Source organism: Collinsella sp. AF28-5AC, assembly GCF_003457875.1.
GTDB lineage: Bacteria > Actinomycetota > Coriobacteriia > Coriobacteriales > Coriobacteriaceae > Collinsella.
Window position 1 is genome coordinate 38726 of the sequence record NZ_QRTA01000013.1, and the last position, 20363, is coordinate 59088.

Below are 20363 nucleotides of genomic sequence, written 5' to 3' on the forward strand. Positions count from 1 at the left end.
TTCCTGTTTGTCGGGGGAGTGCAATGGGCAGAGCCGAACCGGTCGGGCACCAAAAAAGGCGGACGCCGTAGCGCCCGCCCTATAGCAATCGAAAGTTCTAGCCAGCAGATCGATCTAGTACACCATGCCCATGGCGTCCTGAACCTCGGCCAGGGTCTGCTCGGCAATCTCGTTGGCGCGACGGTTGCCCTCGTGCAGCACGTCCTTCACATAGTCCAGATCGTTCTCATAGCGCTGACGACGCTCGCGGATCGGCGCGAAGTACTCGTTGACGGCCTCGGTCACGTACTTCTTGAGCTGGCCGGAGCCGCCCATGCCAATCTCCTCGGCAATCTCGACCTCGGAACGGCCAGTGCAGATGGCGGCGGTTGAAAGCAGGCCGGACACGCCGGGGCGGTTCTCGGGATCGAACGTGATCATGCGCTCAGAGTCGGTCTGGCTCTTCTTGATGCGTTTGGCCGTCTCCTCGGCGGTCATCGAAATATTGATGGCGTTGCCGTAGCTCTTGCTCATCTTGCGACCGTCCAGGCCGGGCAGCAGCGGGGTCTCGGACAGCAGCGCGTCGACCTCGGGGAACACCTTGCCGTAACGGTTGTTAAAGCGGCGGGCGATGGTGCGGGTGAGCTCGATGTGCGGCAGCTGGTCGCGACCGACGGGCACCACATTGCCCTTGCAGAACAGGATGTCGCAGGCCTGGTGCACCGGGTAGGTGAGCAGAAGGCCGGTGAGCTCGTGGCCCGAGGCCTCCATCTCGGCCTTGACCGTGGGGTTGCGCGCCAGCTCGGCCTCGGAGACCAGCGACAGGAACGGCAGCATGAGCTGGTTTGCGGCGGGTACGGCGGAGTGCGCGTAGATCATGGTCTTGTCGGGGTCGATGCCGCAGGCAAGGTAGTCCATGACCATGTTGTACACGTTGTCCTGGATGTGCTCGGTCGTATCGCGGTCAGTGATGACTTGGTAGTCGGCGATGAGCACATTGGTCTTGGCGCCCATGTTCTGCAGCTCAACACGGCCCTTGAGGGTGCCGAAGTAGTGACCCAGGTGCAGACGGCCGGTGGGGCGGTCGCCGGTGAGCATGGTGAACTTCTCGGGCGTTTTGGCCAGGCCCTCGCGAATGGCGTTGCTCTTTTGCAGCGCGACTTCGTAGCTGTTCTCGTTTGGCATGATTGCTCCTAACGTATGTTCATGGGTCAAGATGATAACGCGTTTATTGGAGGGTCGGGGCGTAAGTACGCGAGGGGCGGGAGAGCGGCGGCATGTGCGATGGGCGCGGCGTGGCTGCGCGTTTGGCCGGCGGCGCCTGGGCGCATCCTCGGCAGCTTACCCTAGCGCCTGTGGTGGCGCTCCTCCCTGCGTTCTTCTGCCGCCTGCTCCTCCTGCTTAAAGGCGGGATCGTCGGGGGTGACGAGCTCGTCCTCGTGCGTGCGCTTGTTGTAATGGTGGCGCAGCACGGGCTCAAACAGGTGCAGGTGCTTGGCAAAGGCCGCCGAGCCAATGGCGAGCACGGTAAAGATGAGCACGCGCATGGGCACCTCGACCTGGTTAATCGCGGCGGCGCCGGCCGAAAGCATGATGCACCAGGCATAGATGAGGAGCACTGCCTGCTTTTGGTTGTAGCCCTCTTGGATCAGGCGGTGGTGGATGTGGCCCTTGTCGGCCTGCCCGATGCTAATGTGGGCGCGCTTGCGGCGCACGATGGCGCTAAACGTGTCGATGATGGGCACGCCGGCAACGATGAGCGGGATGATAAGCGAGGTGAGCGCGGCGGTGCGGCTCACGTTGAGCAGCGAGATGGAGCCCAGTGCAAAGCCCAGAAGCAACGACCCCGAGTCGCCCAAGAAGATGCTTGCGGGGTTGAAGTTGTAGCGCAAAAAGGCCAGGCAAGCGCCAAAGAGCGCAATGGAGAGCGCGGCGGCGTCGATGCGGCCCGAGAGAACGGCCATCGAAAACATGGTGAACGACGCGATGCCGCAGATGCCCGTGGCCAAGCCGTCGAGGCCGTCGATGAGGTTAATGATGTTGGTGAATGCCACCAGATAGATCACGGTGATGGGGTAGGCGAGCCATCCGAGCATGATCTCGCCGGGGGCAAACGGGTTGACGATGACGCCGATCCGCAGGCCGCCGATACAGGCGATAAGCGCGGCGAGGACCTGTCCGGCTAGCTTTTGCTTGGGCTTGAGCTGGAAGACGTCGTCGATAGCGCCGGTCGCAAAGATGACGGTAAAAGAAAGCGCAAGTATGGGGTAGCTGATGTGCAGACGGGGGTGGGGCACCAAAACGGGCGGCCAACCCAGGTACCAGGTGCCTAGGATTTGCACAATGCAGGCAACGACCAGGCCCAAAAACACCGCCGTTCCGCCCAAACGCGGGATGGGCTTGGTGTTGATGCGGCGCTTGGAAGGATAGTCGACGGCGTCGAGCTTAATTGCCAGGCGCTTGACCAGAGGCACCGTGAGGAAGGTCGTGATAAAGGCCGCCGCTGCCACGCATAGGTACGGTATGTAGCTCGGGGATGAAGCCATGAATCTAAAAACCGCCAAGCGTAGAAGGGAAAGGTCAGAAGAACGCCATGCGCAAAGGGCATAGCCGAATCATGATACTCGACCAAGGGGGGTGCATGGAATTGCGCGCAGCGATAATCACGCGCTTACCAGATATTAGGGTATTGTCGATGGATTGTTGGGATGCCGGTGGGGATCCATATGGACTGTAATGGCGATTTTCGGCAAAAGAAAACCACCCCCCACGTTACGAAAATGAACCCACCTAAAACAGGTGGGTGCCCTCATCGACTGTTCCAGCGTCCTTAACAACGAAGGATACCTGTACTAGGTACGACTGTGTGGGCTCCCTAAATAAACGCGACGGTTCACCCAGTTGCTCCGCGGGGGGCGGAATACCTACATCATAAAGCGGCACTTTATCGATTCCAGTCTTGACATTACAAAAATCGTGTCGGACGATTACGGCGCCTTGGGCTCGAGCCGTCTGTGCGGTTGGTCCCTTTACGTTTGAGCTGCTGAATCGTTGTTTTGGAGCATGTTTTTATGCCGACGCCGTTGACCGAACTTTTTTCGCCCGCCTGCCATTTGTGTCCGCGCCGTTGCGGTGCGGCGCGCGACGAGGGCGCGCGTGGCGTGTGCGGCGCCGACAACACGCTTAAGGTCGCCCGCGCGGCGCTCCATATGTGGGAGGAGCCGCCCATTTCGGGCGAGGCCGGCTCGGGTACGATTTTCTTTAGCGGCTGTTCGCTCAAATGTATCTATTGCCAGAACCACGAGATCTCGACGGGCAATTTTGGGCTTGAGATTTCGCCCGAGCGCCTGGTCGAGATTATGCTGGAGCTGCAGGACCAAGGTGCCAATAACATCAATCTGGTGACGGCGACGCATTATGCTCACCTGCTGCCGGCCGCGATTGCCGCAGCTCGGGAGCGCGGACTGGTCATTCCAATCGTCTACAACACGAGCGGTTATGAGCGTGCGAGTGCCGTGGCGGCGCTCGGCGATTTGGTCGACGTGTGGCTTACCGACTTTAAGTATGCCAATGCGGCGCTTGCGCAGTCACTCTCTCATATTAAGGACTACCCGCGCGTGGCTGTGTCGGGTCTGGCCCAGATGGCGCGCGAAATTGAGCGCCGCGGGGGAGAGCTGGTAGACGGGGACGGGCTCATGAAGCGCGGCATAATCGTGCGTCATCTGGTGCTGCCGGGGCATGCGGACGATTCGTGCCGCGTGTTGGACCTGGTGTGGCAGACGATGGGCGACGTGCCGATCTCGGTCATGAACCAGTACACGCCCAATGCCCTCATGCGCGAACAAGGCGGCGACCTGGCGCGCGCCGTGACGCGCGAGGAGTACGAGCAGGTGCTCGACCATGCCGACGACCTGGGCTTTACGACGATGTTTTGGCAAGAAGGCGGAGCGGTAGACGAGAGCTTCACCCCGGCGTTCGACACCACCGGCGTCCTCACCAGCGCAAAGTAGTGCGCTCGCCGATGATTTTTCTGGGACGGGGATTAAAAAATCATCGAGAGGATCGCCTGCTCGAAAAGTTGTCAAAATAGCCGCGTCCCAAAAAGACTGGGTATTGGGCGTTGACAGTTGGCGAGCCGTAGGTAAAATATCAACTTGTCTTGGGGACGTAGCTCAGTTGGGAGAGCGCTGCCGTCGCATGGCAGAGGCCGAGGGTTCGACTCCCTTCGTCTCCACCCTTGGATTTGATAAGCCGCTGACATTGTGTCGGCGGCTTTTTTTAAAAGAAAGGGCTGTACCATGGCCAAGCTTGAGTCCCAACCACTGTCTGCCGAGGAACGCGCCGAGTTGGAAGAGCTCCGCGCCGAGAAAGCTCGTCGCGAGGCCCAGGAAGAGGCACGCCGCGAGCGTGAGGAGCTGGCCGCCCTGCGTGCCGAGCGTGCGAAGGCCGAGGAGGCCGCCGCGAACGTCGCCCCCGCGCCCAAGCCCGCCGCCGCGAAGCCCGCGCCCACCGCACCTAAACCTCAGCCTAAAAAGGTCGCTCGTTCCAAGTCCGTCGAGCCCAAGCCGAGCCGTGACGAGATGACCTTTGCCCAGCGCATGGTTACCTCCAAGGAGCCTACGGGCGAGAACGAGATCCCTGGCATGGCGCCGGCTCAAAAAATCATCATTGTCCTTGCCCTCATCGCGTTTGTCATCTTTATGGGCTACACGATCCTGACCAGCATGGGCCTGCTCTAGCCCATTCGCGCTGGGTGCCATGCCCGAACACTCTGCCCTTTTCCAACCCTCAACCTCTGCACAACGCATCCGAAAGGTCGCCCCATGGCTTTGACCGACATCTCGCATCCCACCGACATTGCAATGCTCACCGATCTGTACGAGCTCACTATGGCCCAGGGCCTGTGGGAGAGCGGCAAGGCCAATGAGCAGGGTTGTTTTACCGCGTTTTACCGCGACCATCCTTTTGGCAGCGCCTATGCCGTCATGTGCGGCACCGCCGAACTGCCCGAGCTGGTCGAGAATCTGCGCTTTACGCCCGAGGACATCGACTACCTCGCCTCGCTCCAGGCCCCGGCCGGCGGCGCGATGTTCAAGCCTGGATTCCTCGACTACCTGCGCGATTTTCGTGCGCATGTAAACATCGACGCCGTCCCCGAGGGCGAGCTCGTCTTTCCGCGCGAACCCATGGTGCGCGTCACCGGCCCCGCGCTTGAATGCCAGCTGCTTGAGACGGCGCTGCTCAACATCGTTGGGTTCCAGACGCTTGTCGCCACCAAGACGGCGCGCGTGGTGCTCGCCGCCGACGGTCGCCCCGTGGCGGAGTTTGGCCTGCGCCGCGCCCAGGGTCCCGATGGCGGCCTGGCCGTTGCGCGCGCGAGCTACGTTGCCGGCTGCTCCTCTACGTCCAATGTGCTCGCCGGCCGCCGCTATGGTATTCCCGTCTTTGGCACGCATGCGCACAGCTGGGTGATGAGCTTCGATTCCGAGCTCGAGGCCTTCCGCGCCTTTGCCAAGTCGAGCCCCAAGAACTGTACGCTGCTCATCGACACCTATGACGTGCGCGAGGGCTGCGAGCATGCCATTACGGTTGCCAAGGAGATGGAGGCGGTGGGCGAGCGTCTGTCGGCTATTCGCATCGACTCCGGCGACCTCGCCAAGCTCTCCAAGTATGTTCGCGGCCGTTTTGATGCCGAGGGCCTGCCCTATGTGGGGATCTCGGTTTCCAACGATCTTGACGAGTACACGATTCAGTCGCTGCTGGACCAGGGCGCGCCCATCGATAGCTTTGGCGTGGGTACCAAGCTCGCGACCTGCTATGACCAGCCGGCGCTGGGTGGCGTGTACAAGCTTTCCGCCCGCCGTGCGAGCGAGACAGATCCATGGACGCCGGTGGTCAAGCTCTCCGAGCAGCCCTATAAGCGCACGATCCCGGGTGTGCAACGCGTGCGCCGTTATTACGACGGCTTTGGCGGCCCAGTCTGCGACATGATCTACGACGAGGACCATCTGGCGGGGGAGGGCGCCGCGCGCGGCAATACCCTCGTGGCCGTGAATGATGCCGCCCTGGTGACCGACGTGTCCGAACTTGAGTATCGCGAGCTGCTGGTGCCGATCGTGCGCGATGGCAGTGCGGTGGCTCCGCGTGAGAGCATCCAGGACGCGCGCGAGCGCTGTGCTTGGGCGCTCGATCATCTGGACGCAGCTTTCAAGCGCTTCCTGTACCCGCAGACCTATGTGGTGGGCATGGAGCAGGGCCTGGCTCAGGTGCGCGACGAGCTCGTGCGCAAGAACATGGCCGCGGCTTCGGCCTTCCCCTGGGCAAAATGATCCGAAGGGGACGGAGGAAAACGGATCATTTTCGTCCGTCCCGCACCGGGTGCCCCGGCTGCTCCAGCTCGCCCGCCTGCTCAACACTCGATTGGTTTGACGTATGACGACTTCTTATAAGACGATGGTGGTAAAGATCGGTTCGTCCACGGTGGTGGGCGCCGATGGCAAGGTCAACCGCTCCTTTATCGGTGGGCTTGCCGACCAGGCCGCAGCCCTGCGCAAGCTCGGCTGGCGCCTGGTCGTGGTGAGCTCGGGCGCTATCGCCTGTGGCTATCCCGTGCTGGGCTTCGACCGCAAACCGGTCGGCGATCTGCCGAGCCTGCAGGCCTGCGCCTCGGCCGGTCAGTGCATCATCTCGTCGGCCTACGACGAGGAGTTTCATGCGCGCGACCTGCTCACCTCGCTTGTGCTGCTCACGCGCCACGACACGGCTCGCCGTACGTCCTACCTGCACGCGCGCGACGCCCTGCTGCGCCTGGTGGAGCTTGGCGTGGTGCCGGTCGTCAACGAGAACGATACCGTTACCGTCGATGAGATCAAGTTTGGCGACAACGACACACTGGCGGCGCTTGTAAGCTGCCTGGTTTCTGCCGATCTGTGTGTGACGCTCTCGGACATCGATGGTCTCTATACCGCCAATCCACATGAGGACCCCACGGCCGAGTTTGTCCCGGTCGTGCATAAGATCGATGCCAAGATCATCGCCTCGGCGGGCGATTCTTCCACATCGGTGGGCACGGGCGGCATGATTACCAAGATTCGCGCGAGCCGCATTCTCATGACGGCGGGCATTCAGAGCGTGATTTGCTCGGGCGAGGAGCCCGATGCGCTCGTGCGCCTGGCCCTCGGCGAGAGCGTGGGTACGCTGTTCGATCCGCCGGCGGAGCGCCTGGACATTGCACCCCGCAAGCTGTGGATTGCACTGGGCGACAAGGCGCACGGCTCGGTGACGGTTGATGACGGCGCCGCGAAGGCGCTGGTCAGCCGCGGATCGTCGCTGCTCGCGGTGGGTATTCGCGAGGTCGATGGCCAGTTTGCCGAGGGCGATGTGCTCGACGTGTGCGACCCGAGCGGCATGGTTGTCGCCCGCGGTATCGCCGAGGCCGATTCGGACGTGCTGGAGCTCGCCGCCGGCCGCCGCCAGGACCAGATTGCCAGCAACCGCCTGCTCGCAGACCTGGCCGAGAAGCCCGCAATCCATAGGGACAACTTGATAGTGTTTGCATAAAGAGAGGCAGCGCTGCGGCTCGTTTTGCCAGCAGTGCTGCCTCTCCTTTTCCGGCACTTGGGGACGTTCCTATTGTGCCGGCAGGTGGGGACACTCCTTTGCTAGAAGATTCGGCGCAGGTCTCCGCGGTTGAGGGACTCGTCGAAGAGGTGCTTGAATACCACACTGCCGTGCAGGCCGTCGTGCTCGAACTCGTTGGTTACCCAGGCGTGCGAGTTGCCCACGCGGCTGAGCGTGTCGAGCTGCAGACTCGAATCGACGTACATGTCATCGAAGTACACCGCGGCCTGGAGCGGCACCTCGTTGCAGGCCAGGCGCTGCGGGTCATAGATCTTGTCCCAGCTGGTGTCTTCCATCAGCAGGTCCATGGCGGGCTTGAAGGGCTTGAGCTCGGGCATCTGCTCGAACATCCACGGGAACATGGCCTCGCCGGTAAACATGAGCGGGCGCGCGAGGGTGTCGAACTCGGCGTGGTGTGCCTTCTCTTCAGCTGCGGCCCAGCCAATGGGCATAGTGTCACCGTCGGCGTATATGAACTCCTGCAGCGTCCAGTACAGCGGATTCGTGCGCGTGTTGGTGCGCTCGAAGGCGCGCATCAAAAAGCTGTCGGATACCGAGGAGCCGCAGCTCAGCGTACCGTCGCCTGTAACAAACGCGTGATCGATAATCCAATGCATGCGCTCAAAGCTCGGCTTCATGCCAAAGTCGCTGCCCATGAGCTGTAGGCGCTCGACCGTCATTGGCGAGCCGTCGGGCAGTACGGGCTTCTGAGCCTCGAGCGCATCGGCCAGGGCTGCCACGCGCTCGACATCGGCGGGGTAACGGTCGTAATACTGCTGCGTCTTGGCGGCCATGCGCGGGAAGGTGTGCGCGTAGACCTCGCTGGCGCTCGCCGGCACGTGCGGAATGCCGCCGCAGGTAAAGCTTGCCGCCACGCCCTCGGGGAAGAGCGACAGATAGCTCAACGTCAAAAAGCCGCCGTAGCTCTGCCCGAGTGTGACCCAGGGCTTGCCGCCAAAGCCCACCAGGCGCAGGTACTCAAAATCGCGCACGATGGAGCTGGTGAGGTGACGCTTGAGGAAGTCCGCCTGCGAGCGGGCCGCATCGGAGCCTGCCGCCTCGGCGCGCTCGCCCAGTGCGGCAATCGTGCGCCCGTCTACACAGCTGCTGCGCCCGGTACCGCGCTGGTCGGGCAGGACCACGCGGAAGTGCTTGACGGCCTCCTCGATCCAGCCATCGCTTGTGGGTGACAGCGGACGCGGGCTCTCGCCGCCGGGGCCGCCCTGCAAAAACAGAAGCAGCGGCAGATCGTCGTTGATGCGGTCGGGCGCGCAAACCACGCGGTAGAAGAGCTTGATGCTCTCGGGCGCGCCGGCGATTGGTGCCGGCATAGCGCCGCGGCGCATGGTGCTGCCGACGGCCAGGAGCATTGGCTCCAGGCCGCGCCAGTCGAGGGGGACGTCGATGCTGTGGTCCTCGACATACAGGCCGGGGACGTGGTACGAAGTAATGAGGGCCATGTGAGTCTTCCGTTCGTTGCGGTGTTTCGGGTTGACCAATTCTACCGCCGCGGGCGAGGCCATGCGCAAATCGGCTACCATGGTTGCAAACTTCTAGGAGAAAGGGCCGTCCATGTCGGTCGATATAGCCACGTATGTCCACGATCTTGCCGTTGCCGCTAAGGCAGCGTCGGCCTCGCTTGCCACGGCGAGCGACGAGCAGCGCCAGGAGGCCGTGCGCGCCATGGCCGCAGCACTGCGCAACGGTATCGACTCCATCGTCGCCGCCAACGAGCTCGATATGTCCGCTGCGCGTGATGCGGGCACCTCGGTCGGATTGCTCGATCGTCTGCTGCTGACGCCCGAGCGCGTCGAGGGCATGGCCGCCGGCCTGGAGAAGCTCGCCGAGCTGCCCGATCCCGTGGGCCGCGTGCTCGATCACCGTGTGCTTGCGAGTGGCGTGGACCTTACGCGCGTGAGTGTGCCGCTGGGCCTGGTTGCCATGGTCTACGAGGCGCGCCCCAACGTGACGGCCGATGCCGCGGGCATCTGCATCCGCACCGGCAACGCCTGCATCCTGCGCGGCGGTTCGCTGGCCTACCACTCGTGCGCCATGATTGCCGAACTGCTGGCCGATGCGCTTGAGGCCCAGGGCTTTCCACGCGAAGCTATCTCGATGATCGAGTCCACCGACCGCGAGGCCACCGGCGAGCTCATGAAGCTCCGCGGTATTGTCGATGTGCTCATTCCGCGTGGCGGTGCGGGCCTGATCCAGCGCTGCGTGCGCGAGTCGCTTGTGCCGGTGATCGAGACGGGCACAGGCAACTGCCACATCTACGTGCATGAATCCGCCGATTTTGACAAGGCGCTCAACATTATCGTCAACGCTAAGACGCAGCGCGTGGGCGTGTGCAATGCCGCCGAGTCGCTGCTGGTCGACCGTGCCGTGGCGGATTCGTTTTTGCCGGCGGTCGTTGCCGTGCTGCACGACCACGGCGTGCTGATTCACGGCGACGAGGCCACGTGCGCCGCATGCGCTGCCGCCGGGCTTGCCGAGGGCGACGACTATGTAGCCGCGACTGAGGAGGACTGGGGCCGCGAGTATCTGGCGCTCGAGATGAGCGTGAAGGTCGTGGCGAACGAGGACGAAGCCATCGCGCACATCAACCGCTACGGCACCATGCACTCCGAGGCCATCGTTGCCGAGGACGAGGATGCCTGCGAGCGCTTCCTGGACGCGGTCGATGCCTCGGCCGTGTATGCCAACGCCAGCACGCGCTTCACCGACGGCGGCGAGTTTGGCCTGGGCGCCGAGATCGGCATCTCGACCCAAAAGCTCCACGCCCGCGGCCCCTTTGCCGCCGAGGCCCTCACTACCTACAAATACAAGCTCCGCGGCACCGGCCAGGTCCGTCCCTAAACCTGTTGCAAACGAAAAACCACCACAAAGGTGCCTGTCCCCTTTGCGGTGGTTATAGGTGGCGTGGGCGGTTAGGCCTGGAAGGTGTCGCGATCGGGAGCGAAGGATTGCATGGCCGCGATGGTACGGTCGAAGAGCTCGGGAAGCTCCCAGCCCAGCATCTCGGCGCCCTGCGAAATCACGTCACGCGAGCAGCCGGCGGCAAAGCGCTTGTCCTTGAACTTCTTCTTGAGCGACTTGGTCGTAAAGTCCATAACGCTCTTGCTCGGGCGCATGATGACTGCAGCGCCGATCAGGCCGGTGAGCTCATCGCAGGCAAACAGGATCTTTTCCATCTGCAGCTCGGGTTTGGGCAGCGAGGTGTTGAAGTCCGACGTGTGCGTCTGGATGGCGCGAATGAGCTCGGGAGACGCACCTTCGCCCTCAAGAATCTCGGCAGCATAGATGGTGTGGTTCATGGGGTCGTCCTCATGCTCCTCCCAATCCAGGTCGTGCAGCAGACCGACGATGCCCCAAAACTCCTCGTTCTCGGGGTCGAACTCGCGCGCAAAGTAGCGCATAGTGCCCTCGACCGTCTCGCCATGGGTGATGTGGAACGGGTCCTTGTTGTGTTCGTTGAGCAGTTCGAACGCGCGGTCGCGGGTGATTCCGGCGGTAAGCGGCTCTGCCATAAGAGACTCCTTGTGCTCGTGGGTATCGATAAGAATGAATACTACTAGAACAAGAAAACCACCACAAAGGTGTCTGTCCCCTTTGTGGTGGTTTTGGCGCGGTTGGGTTAGTTGAGGGCGGCTTGGGCTAGGCGGGCTTCGGCGTCCTCCTCGGTGACGCCCAAGGCCACGGCGAACTCCTCGATGGAGCGACGCTTGGCCTCCTTGAGTACGCGCATGTAGTAAGAGCTGGGCTTTTTATCAGCTTCCTCGGCCTGGCGAATGCGGTGCATCATGGTCTTTGCCACGCGGACCGTCTCGGGCGCGCCCAGCTTGAGCTGCTGCTTAAAGTGCGTCTCCTCAAGCGAGCTGTTACGCTCGGTAAAGGTGTCGCACTCCAGCTCGTCATAGTGGCTCAGCAGGTGCTCGGCATCTTGCTGGGAGATGGCGGCATGCAAACGATCGGCCTGCGCCACGGGGTACATGAGGATCGTCTGCGCATGTCCCTGCTTGGTCTCGAGCAACAGCATGGGCTGCGGCGTGTCGTCCCTAAAACCGACGACGGTGCAGACTCCCTGACCCGGATGAATGACGTGTTGACCGATTGAGAACATGCTACCTCCAACTTATACGAATTTACGTATGTCTAGAATAACACGCTGACGTGCGCAAACCCTTACTTTATGCAGGAAAAGCACACAACTCTGATAGGTAAGAGTATTCGATAACAGACGCAGCTCATTCACACCTTTATGCATTTTCAACGCCTGCATAATCTGCAGGCAGACTGGCATCTTTGAGTGACTCCATACAAGCTGTAGTCATTTTTGTGCATATGCAATATCTATTAGCTTTACCCTGCGACAGTGCCCGTCGCTTGTGATAGAGTGCTACAAACTCTGGCTTTTGCCCTACGAGTGACCAAGAGCTCGGGGGCTTTAACACAAGGAGGATCTATGCCCGAGAAGATTGAAGAGCTGGTACGCGCTGCGCTTGCTGCGGCCCAGGAGGCCGGCGACCTTTCCGCATTTGAACTTGACGATTGCGCTATCGAGCGACCGGCTGACACTTCTCATGGCGAGTGGACCTCTACCATGGCCCTGAAGTCCGCCAAGCTGGCCCACTGCGCCCCGCGCAAGATCGCCGAGGCCATCGTTGCCCATATGCCCGAGGACCCCGCGATCGAGAAGGTCGAGATCGCAGGCCCCGGCTTCATCAACTTCTACCTCTCCGTTGCCGTCAAGAATGCCATCTTTGGCGAGGCTCGCGAGAAGGGTATGGACTTCGCTAAGTCCAACGTCGGTGGTGGCCTGAAGACCCAGGTCGAGTTCGTTTCCGCTAACCCCGTCGGCCCCATGCACATCGGCCACGGCCGCTGGGCCGCGCTGGGCGACTCACTCTGCCGTGTTATGGACCACGCCGGTTACGACATCCAGCGTGAGTTCTACATCAACGACCACGGCTCTCAGATGAACACCTTCGGCAACTCCATCAGCACGCGCTATATGCAGCTTGCCGACATCATCGCCAAGCAGGGCGTGGATATCGACGAGGCTCACAAGCTGCTGATTGCCGACCGCGACGCCTTCGTTGCCGACGAGAATGACGAGCATCCCGAGACTCATCCGTACCAGGATAACTTTGCCGAGACCCTTGGCAAGGACTCCTATGGCGGCGACTACATCATCGACGAGGCCGCCGAGTTCTGGCGCACTGACGGCGATAAGTGGGTCAACGCCGATCCTCAGGAGCGTATGGAGAGCTTCCGCGAGCGCGGCTATGTAAAGATGGTCGACAACATGCGCGACCTTTGCCATGCCGTTAACTGCGACTTCGATCGTTGGTTCTCCGAGCGCTCACTGTATGTGAAGGACACTGAGGGCGAGACCGCCGGCACCTCCGCCGTCGACCGCGCTTTTGAGAAGCTCGACAAGATGGGCTACCTCTACACCAAGGACGGCGCCCTGTGGTTCCGCTCCACCGACCTGGGCGATGACAAGGACCGCGTCCTGATCAAGTCCGACGGCGAGTACACCTACTTCGCCTCCGACGTTGCCTATCACTGGGATAAGTTCCAGCGCGTCGACCACGTCATCGACATCTGGGGTGCCGACCACCACGGCTACATCGAGCGCGTCCGCTGCGTCTGCGACGCTCTTGGCTATCCCGGCAAGTTTGAGGTTCTGCTGGGCCAGCTCGTCAACCTGCTGCGCAACGGCAAGCCCGTCCGTATGTCCAAGCGCAAGGGCACCATGGTGACCCTGCAGGAGCTCGTCGACGAGGTCGGTTCCGACGCCGCCCGCTACACGCTCATCTCCAAGAGCTCCAACCAGATGGTCGACTTCGATATTGAGGCCGTTAAGAAGCGCGACAACTCCAACCCGGTCTATTACGTGCAGTATGCTCACGCCCGCGTGTGCTCCATCCTGCGCCGTGCCGCCGACGTTACGCCCGAGCAGGCTGACGAGATGGGCATGAAGGCCGTCGCCGCCAAGGCCATCGGTGAGAACGTTGATTACTCGCTGCTGACCGACCCGACCGAGCTCGCCCTTTCGCGTAAGCTCAACGAGCTCACCGACCTCATCGCCAGCTGCGCTCGCGACCGCGCCCCGTTCCGTCTGACGCACTTTGCTGAGGAACTCGCCGGCGACTTCCACAGCTTCTACGCTGCCTGCCAGGTTCTGCCGAGCGAGGGCCGTCCCGTCGACCCCGAGCTTTCGCGTGCCCGTCTGGCCGCTTGCGACGCCGTCCGCGTGACGCTCGCCCTGGTGCTCACCCTTGTTGGTGTCTCCGCTCCCGAGCAGATGTAAGCTACGGGTCATTTGACCGCGCAAGTTTGGTTTAACTGAGCCTTGAAAGCCCGATCTCCCATATGGAGGTCGGGCTTTTTGCACAAACGCCGTCGTATTGACGAATTTGGGACTGCTGGAAATACGAAACTATGCCGGTTTACTACGATGAATTGAGAAATTCCAACCACGCCGGCTTTTCGCAAAAAAGTGCAAGGCATCTACCTGCGGTTTTAGTTCAACAAATTTCGGAGTGGTCGCGGTTGAGCGATTCGTCGTAGTAAACCGTCATAGTTTTGGCGGAGGCATTCAGGTTTGTGGGCGGTAAACCAAAGATTGTCCCTTTTGACTAGTCGTTTAAGAACGTCCTCAATGACTAAGTTGCAGGTGGTTGCGGTTGTGTTACACTAACGCTGCGTATATGACGCAAATATCTCGATACAGATCAATGATGTCCGTCGGTATTTGACGGAGCTAGACTGTTTAGCCGCCCTGAAGGTTTATGCAGGGAGCATGTGATCACAGGGCTTGAAAAGAAAGTTGAGCAAACACTGTGTCTGATCAACAGCAAGAAAACGAAATATCGACGACGCAAGCCGCTCCCGCTGCACCGGTTGCGTCGGACCAGGTCGCGGCGCCCGCGCAAGCCTCGGCTCCTGAGACGCCTAAGGCTGCTTCGACGCCTACGCCTGTAGCGGCTGAGAAGGCCGTGTCTGCAACTGGTGAGGAGGCTGCTCCGGCAAAGCCCAAGCGTACGCGCCGCGCGGCCAAGCCTGCCGATGACGGCGAGGAGGTCACCAAGCCCAAGCGCCGTACCACGCGCACGACGCGCGCCAAGCGTACCGTTGCAGCTGACTCCTCGGCGCCGATTTCCGATGAGGTCGCGCAGGCACGTGCGTTGGCGCAGATTAGCGAGGCTCAGGTGGTGCGCGCCCGCCGTCGTGCTGCCGAGCGTGAGGCCGCGGCTCTGACCGAGCTTGCAGCTCCGTTTGTGCCCGAGACGCCTGCCGCCACCGAGACCCCTGTCGCCGACCAGCCAACCGAGAAGCCGGTACCGCGCACACGCCGTCGCACGGCTGCTAAGGCCGAGCAGGTTGCCGATCAGGTAACCCCCGAGCTCGCTGAGGCTTCGGTCCGTTCCGCGGCAGGGGAGGGCACATCGCCTGTTGAGCCCGCTGCGCCTGTCGAGGCCAGCGAAGTTCCCGTTGTCGATCCGGCTTTGCGCCCGCACCGTCGCGGTCGCAAGCCCAAGGCTTTCGTCGAGGCCGAGAAGGCCGCAGCCGCAGCCGCCGCCGCTCGGGATGCTGCGGCGACCGCCGAGCCTGCAACCGCTGCCGACGCGCCCGTCCAGGATGCTACGACTTCCGAGGCCGTTTCTGCCGATGTCGAGCCCGCCGACGTCCGTCCTGGTCGCAGCCATCGTACTGCTGCTAAGCGCACGTCCAAGGCCAAGGCTGCCAAGAAGGGTGCGTCCGAGGTTTCCGCCGAGACGACCGCCGATGCATCGACTGATGCCGCCGAGCCCCAAGACGTCGAACAGTCTGCGTCCGAGAAGCCCAAGCGCGGTCGCAAGAAGTCCGCTAAGGCCAAGGCCGTCGAGCAGCATGCCGAGGCCGAGCCGCAGGGCGATTCCAATGCCGAGGCCAGCGATGATGCTTCGGCTAACGAAGACGCCTCCGCAACCGATGGCACCGCCCCCGTCGAGACCGAAGAGAGCGCTCGCCCCAACCGCCGTCAGCACAAGCGCAACGACGAGCGTAATGACCGCAACGAGCGCAAGGACGAGCGTAACAACGATCGCCGCAACCGTCAGCGCGACCGCAAGCAGCGCAATAAGGAGCGCAATGCCGCTCCCACCGAGCCCACGCTTTCGCGCGAGGAGCTCGCGGCCATGAAGGTCGCCGAGCTGCGCGAGAAGGCCAAGGAGTTCGAGATTGAGACGACCGGCAAGAAGAAAGCCGAGCTCGTCGAGGAGATCTACGTCACCGCCGCGAAGGCCGAGGGCTTCCGCGACATCAAGGGCATCCTGCAGATTCGTCCGGACAGCTCCGGTATCATCCATGCCCATGGCTACATGAAGTCCAACGACGACGCCTTCGTGCCCGCCTACCTCATCCGCTCCGCGCGTCTGCGCACGGGCGACGTCATCGAGGGCTCGCTTCGTCCTTCGCGCGGCGGCGACAAGCGCGCCGGCCTCGCCAAAATCACGACCGTCAACGGTCTAGACCCCGAGCAGATTCGCAACCGCCCCAAGTTCGGTGACCTCACCCCGGTCTATCCCAACGAGCCGCTGCGCATGGAGCATGGCAAGGATTCCATTACCGGTCGCGCCATCGACATCGTGTCGCCGATCGGCAAGGGTCAGCGTGGCTTGATCGTGTCCCCGCCCAAGGCCGGCAAGACCACAATCCTCAAGAAGATCTGCCAGTCTATCTCGATTAACAACCCCGAGGTGCACCTCATCTGCCTGCTCGTCGACGAGCGCCCCGAAGAGGTTACCGATATGCAGCGTTCCATCAAGGGCGAGGTTGTGGCGTCGACCTTCGATATGCCCGCCGACAACCACACTCGTGTGGCAGAGCTCGTCATCGAGCGCGCCAAGCGCATCGTGGAGCTGGGCGGCGATGTCGTGGTGGTGCTCGACTCCATCACGCGTCTTGCCCGCGCCTACAACTTGGCGGCGCCCGCCTCAGGCCGCATCCTTTCGGGCGGCGTCGATTCGGCGGCACTGTATCCGCCCAAGCGCTTCCTGGGCGCAGCCCGCAATATCGAGAACGGTGGCTCGCTCACCATCCTGGCCTCTGCCCTCATCGACACCGGCTCCAAGATGGACGAGGTCATCTTTGAGGAGTTCAAGGGCACCGGCAACATGGAGCTCAAGCTCGACCGCGACCTGGCCGACCGCCGCATCTTCCCGGCTATCGACCCCGTTGCCTCCGGTACGCGTAACGAGGACCTGTTGGTTGACGAGCAGATGCGTCCGTTTGTCTTTGGCCTGCGTCGCATTCTTGCCGGCATGAACAACACCGAGCGCGCAGCTGCGTCGTTTATCAAGGGTCTTAAGGGCACCAACACCAACCAGGAGTTCCTGGTGCGTTCGGCCAAAAAGCACAGCGACTACGAGCAGACGTTCTAGGTTGTCATCCACACGCAGCGATAGTCATCAATGCAATAAAGGGTCGGGGCTTTGAGCCTCGGCCCTTTTCTATATCGCCGCTCCGCGCTTATTTTTGACCATAAGACTGGCAAGCAGCAGGTTTCCCGTTTCAATCCGACATCGTCGCTTGCAATCGACAGGGCGGTTTCGCATAATAGCTTTTAAGCTTCGCGACGGATAACGCAGATGAAACGAACCATATACCGTTGCTTTGGGGCATAGCCCCGCTTCATCTTCTCTCGCGCAGCCAACTGAATGATGCGATTTGGGTGCTGGAAGATGGGGAGAGCTCATGGCTTCTTCTGATGCAACACAACGAGCAGTCCTTGCCGGACTTTCGTGCGGGATCGGCCTTGCCGCTCCCGTGGTTATGTATGCCGCGACGCTGCCGTTTTCGTCTGTGAACGAGACGGTCGTGGCGGGTGCGGTTCCCTTCGCCGTGGGCGCGGTGGCGGGCGTGGGCATCTATGCCGCCTCGCTGGGTATCTCCGAGTATCGTGCGCAGCGTGAAGAGCGTCTGTTCCAGCCCGATGCCATGGGCGGTGCCGCCAATCTCAATCAGCATCAAAGCGAGTTCAAGACCGCCTCGATTTCAGCTCAGCAGCAGGATGCGACTCCTTACGCTGCGGCTTCTGATTCTCAGGCTCAGGCGGAGCAGTCTACCTCGGCATTCCTTTCCGGCCTGACTGGTGCGTTCCAGCGCCGTCATGCCGATGATGGTGTCCCTACCATCGCTCGAGCCGCAGATGCTATGGACGAGGACGAGGCTTGGTCCATGATCGACAGTATGCTTGACGACGATTCGCCGGTGAGCTGCGACCCTGCACACTCGCGCGACGTCTATCAAGTCGCCATCGACGAGCTCACCAACGGCGGGCAGACCGGCTCCTTCAATCGCGACGACATCGCCGCCGCGGCACGCGCCGTGTCTGGCTCCCAGGCCGCCCCTGCGGGCAGCACGGCGGCTTTCGTGGCGCTCGTCGCCAACGCGGCAGCCAATAACGCCTACAGCGCTACCTCGGCGGACGCGAACGCTTCTGCCGACAATTCGTACGTTGATGAAGCCATGACTGCGGACGAGGAGGCCGTTGCCGCCCGCCGTGCCGCCGAAAGCTCGCTTTGGGGCGCTCCTGCCCAGCAGCAGGCGGCTGAGGCTGCGCCGTACAATGCAAACCTCGCCAGCATGCCTATCATCTCCGGTGCCGTGGACATCGATCTCGATGACCTCGATGAGCCTGCAGCCGTCACCGCATCGATTGATGCCCAAGATCGCATCGACACCGGCGACCTTCCGGACGCCTCGCTCGAGGTTGATGTTCCCATGGCCGATTACTCGGGCCACGAGGACATGTGGGCCGCCGCCACCGCGATTCTGGATGAGATTGACGAGCCCGCTCCTGTTGCAGCCCCCGCTCCCGTCGCTGCCCCTCAGCCTGCTGCCCCCGCCTATGTCGGCCGTCACAGTGCTGTGTTCCCCGAGGATACTGCCCGTATCTCGCGCGAGAGCATCGAGCGGGCCGAGGCTATTGCCGCCGGCATTATGGAAAACCGTCGTCACGAGCGCGTCAATCAGATCCTCGAGGAAGAGATCGAGCGCCTGCAGTCCTCAACCGCCAAGCGTACGGGCCGTGCCTATCTGAGCGTTATCGAGGGCGGTACCGCCAGCTTCGCGCCGCTCCGCGCGGAGGCATAACTTCTGCATGGTTAAGATCAATCGAAAATGGGCGGTTGTAACCTGCCTGATGGCGCTCTTGATCTGGGGCAATTCGCTGGTTCCCGGCTCGGGGTCGGGCTCGCTGAGCCTAACGGTCATGGAAGCTATCCGCGGTTTCCTGCACAGCGTGGGACTTCCATATGAATGGGTGACCAACTTTGTTGTTCGCAAGTGCGCGCATTTTACCGAGTATATGGTGCTCGGCATCTTGGCAACGCACGCCTTTGATTTTGAGGGCCGGCGCACCTTTGACGTGCTGCTGCCCACGGCGGTGTTCCTGCTGCTGATTCCCTCGATCGACGAGACGATTCAGCTCTTTGTGCCGGGACGCGCCGGCATGATCACCGATGTGATGATCGACTGCTGTGGAGCGGCAACGGGCGTTGTGCTCCGATATCTCTTACGGTCGCTGATGTGCGCTAAAAAGGCCGCCTAGGACGTATTGTTTGGTCCTAGGCGGCCTTTTTTATTTGAGGGCTTATATGAGGCGTGGTGGCGTCGTTCCGTAGGTCGGATTTGCCGGGCGCGCCACGCCCTGTGGGTGCGTCTGCTACTGAAGCGCCTGTGCGCCCAGGGCCAGGCAGCCCATAATGCCCTGCTTGCCCTCGAGGCTGTTGTTGACGATGTAGTTATCGATGTCGTTGACCTCGGGCGTGACGATATAGCCGTTGAGCATCTCGGCACACTTTTTGCGTGCGAGCGGCACGATGGGGGTGTGGTCGGCCACACCGCCGCCGATGATGATCTTTTGCGGCGCGTAGCACAGCGTGTAGGTCATGAGCGCCTGTGCTAGATAGCCTGCGAGCAGATCCATGGCCTCTGGGTCATCGGCCATGTCTCCGGCGCTCTTGCCATCCCAGCGCTTTTTAACGCCGGGGCCGGCGATGAGGCCCTCGAGGCAGTTGTCATGGAAGGGGCAAGCGCTATGCTCGCCGATGGTGTCGCGCGGGTCGCGCGTGACCAGGATGTGGCCGGCCTCGGGATGCATCATGCCGTGTACGAGCTTACCGCCCGAGAGCACGCCGGCGCCCACACCGGTGCCGATGGTCAGGTAGACCACGTCCGTGAGGCCCTGGGCGCAACCAAAGGTGACCTCGCCCAAGCAGGCAACGTTGACGTCGGTGTCGTAGCCGCAGGGAATATTGAGCTCGTTTTGGATGGTGCCCAGCAGGTCGAAGTAGCGCCATGCCGTTTTGGGCGTCTCCAGGATCTTGCCGTATTGGGGCGAGGCAGGGTTGACTGCGGTGGGTCCAAAGGCGCCGATGCCCAGCGCGGCGATGCCCTTGTTCGCAAACCATGCATTGACGGCCTCAACGGTCTCCTGCGGGGTCGTGGTCGCGATCTGCTCACGCTCCAGGACCGTACCGTCTGCATAGCCCGTGGCGCAGACCATCTTGGTGCCGCCGGCCTCGAGCGCTCCGATAAGCTGCTGTTCTGCCATAGTATTCCTCTCTCTGGGACGAGTTGCTCCGTGACTAAAGTATAGGGCTCTAAACCATTTAAGAAAGCGCTATAAAAAGAAGAAGCCTCGCAACGTGGCGGGTGAACTGCGCCCCAATTCTTGGACGGGCTAATAAGCGGCCTACGCCGCACAT

At 61.8% G+C, this 20363-nt stretch carries 15 protein-coding genes and 1 tRNA gene; 10 read left to right on the forward strand and 6 right to left on the reverse strand.

The genetic code is table 11. The annotated features are described in order from the left end of the window. Positions 1-114: 114 nt before the first annotated feature. The gene (trpS, locus tag DWZ01_RS08475; RefSeq protein ID WP_089572045.1) at positions 115-1164 is read right to left on the reverse strand and encodes a tryptophan--tRNA ligase; all 1050 of its coding nucleotides are present in this window, start codon (positions 1162-1164) and stop codon (positions 115-117) included. A gap of 161 nt (positions 1165-1325) precedes the next feature. Further along, a complete protein-coding gene (locus tag DWZ01_RS08480) occupies positions 1326-2525 on the reverse strand; it encodes an MraY family glycosyltransferase (protein WP_117646362.1) in 1200 nt (399 codons plus the stop codon). Between the two features lie 525 nt (positions 2526-3050). Here DWZ01_RS08480 and DWZ01_RS08485 point away from each other — a divergent pair. The 5 genes from DWZ01_RS08485 to proB all read left to right on the forward strand — a co-directional run bounded on the left by DWZ01_RS08485 (position 3051) and on the right by proB (position 7539). Further along, positions 3051-3989, forward strand: coding sequence for a radical SAM protein (locus DWZ01_RS08485; protein WP_117770206.1), 939 nt, complete (start codon positions 3051-3053; stop codon positions 3987-3989). 151 nt (positions 3990-4140) lie between these two features. Next, positions 4141-4213 (forward strand) — tRNA-Ala (locus DWZ01_RS08490). Between the two features lie 64 nt (positions 4214-4277). Continuing rightward, complete coding sequence (locus DWZ01_RS08495) at positions 4278-4718, forward strand: hypothetical protein (RefSeq protein WP_117635034.1); 441 nt, start codon at positions 4278-4280, stop codon at positions 4716-4718. A gap of 84 nt (positions 4719-4802) precedes the next feature. Continuing rightward, positions 4803-6308 (forward strand): nicotinate phosphoribosyltransferase, encoded by a 1506-nt coding sequence (locus DWZ01_RS08500; protein WP_117770207.1) that lies wholly within the window; start codon positions 4803-4805, stop codon positions 6306-6308. A 103-nt stretch (positions 6309-6411) separates the two neighbouring features. After that, on the forward strand, positions 6412-7539 hold the full coding sequence (proB, locus tag DWZ01_RS08505; RefSeq protein WP_117770208.1) for a glutamate 5-kinase: 1128 nt from the start codon (positions 6412-6414) through the stop codon (positions 7537-7539). Between the two features lie 101 nt (positions 7540-7640). On the opposite strand, the gene DWZ01_RS08510 is transcribed toward proB, so the two are convergent. Further along, a complete protein-coding gene (locus tag DWZ01_RS08510; RefSeq protein ID WP_117770209.1) occupies positions 7641-9059 on the reverse strand; it encodes an alpha/beta fold hydrolase in 1419 nt (472 codons plus the stop codon). 112 nt (positions 9060-9171) lie between these two features. Here DWZ01_RS08510 and DWZ01_RS08515 point away from each other — a divergent pair, with 112 nt between their 5' ends. After that, on the forward strand, positions 9172-10458 hold the full coding sequence (locus DWZ01_RS08515) for a glutamate-5-semialdehyde dehydrogenase (protein ID WP_117770210.1): 1287 nt from the start codon (positions 9172-9174) through the stop codon (positions 10456-10458). A 71-nt stretch (positions 10459-10529) separates the two neighbouring features. On the opposite strand, the gene DWZ01_RS08520 is transcribed toward DWZ01_RS08515, so the two are convergent. Then, the gene (locus DWZ01_RS08520) at positions 10530-11129 is read right to left on the reverse strand and encodes an HD domain-containing protein (protein WP_089572031.1); all 600 of its coding nucleotides are present in this window, start codon (positions 11127-11129) and stop codon (positions 10530-10532) included. A 107-nt stretch (positions 11130-11236) separates the two neighbouring features. Next, positions 11237-11722, reverse strand: a complete 486-nt coding sequence (locus tag DWZ01_RS08525) for a CarD family transcriptional regulator (protein WP_022094807.1) — start codon at positions 11720-11722, stop codon at positions 11237-11239. A gap of 342 nt (positions 11723-12064) precedes the next feature. On the opposite strand from DWZ01_RS08525, the gene argS reads away from it, so the two are divergent. From argS to DWZ01_RS08545, 4 genes are all read left to right on the forward strand, one after another. Beyond that, the gene (argS, locus tag DWZ01_RS08530; protein ID WP_055286535.1) at positions 12065-13918 is read left to right on the forward strand and encodes an arginine--tRNA ligase; all 1854 of its coding nucleotides are present in this window, start codon (positions 12065-12067) and stop codon (positions 13916-13918) included. 532 nt (positions 13919-14450) lie between these two features. Beyond that, positions 14451-17033, forward strand: coding sequence for a transcription termination factor Rho (gene rho, locus DWZ01_RS08535; RefSeq protein ID WP_233504642.1), 2583 nt, complete (start codon positions 14451-14453; stop codon positions 17031-17033). Positions 17034-17346: 313 nt separating this feature from the next. Then, positions 17347-18747 carry a hypothetical protein gene (locus tag DWZ01_RS08540; RefSeq protein WP_117770212.1) on the forward strand — a complete coding sequence of 467 codons (1401 nt, stop codon included), beginning with the start codon at positions 17347-17349 and terminating at the stop codon, positions 18745-18747. 7 nt (positions 18748-18754) lie between these two features. After that, positions 18755-19204: a VanZ family protein gene (locus DWZ01_RS08545; RefSeq protein WP_117770213.1), complete on the forward strand. Its 450-nt coding sequence runs from the start codon at positions 18755-18757 to the stop codon at positions 19202-19204. A 114-nt stretch (positions 19205-19318) separates the two neighbouring features. On the opposite strand, the gene DWZ01_RS08550 is transcribed toward DWZ01_RS08545, so the two are convergent. Then, the gene (locus tag DWZ01_RS08550) at positions 19319-20209 is read right to left on the reverse strand and encodes an ROK family protein (RefSeq protein ID WP_117770214.1); all 891 of its coding nucleotides are present in this window, start codon (positions 20207-20209) and stop codon (positions 19319-19321) included. Between the last annotated feature and the right edge of the window lie 154 nt (positions 20210-20363).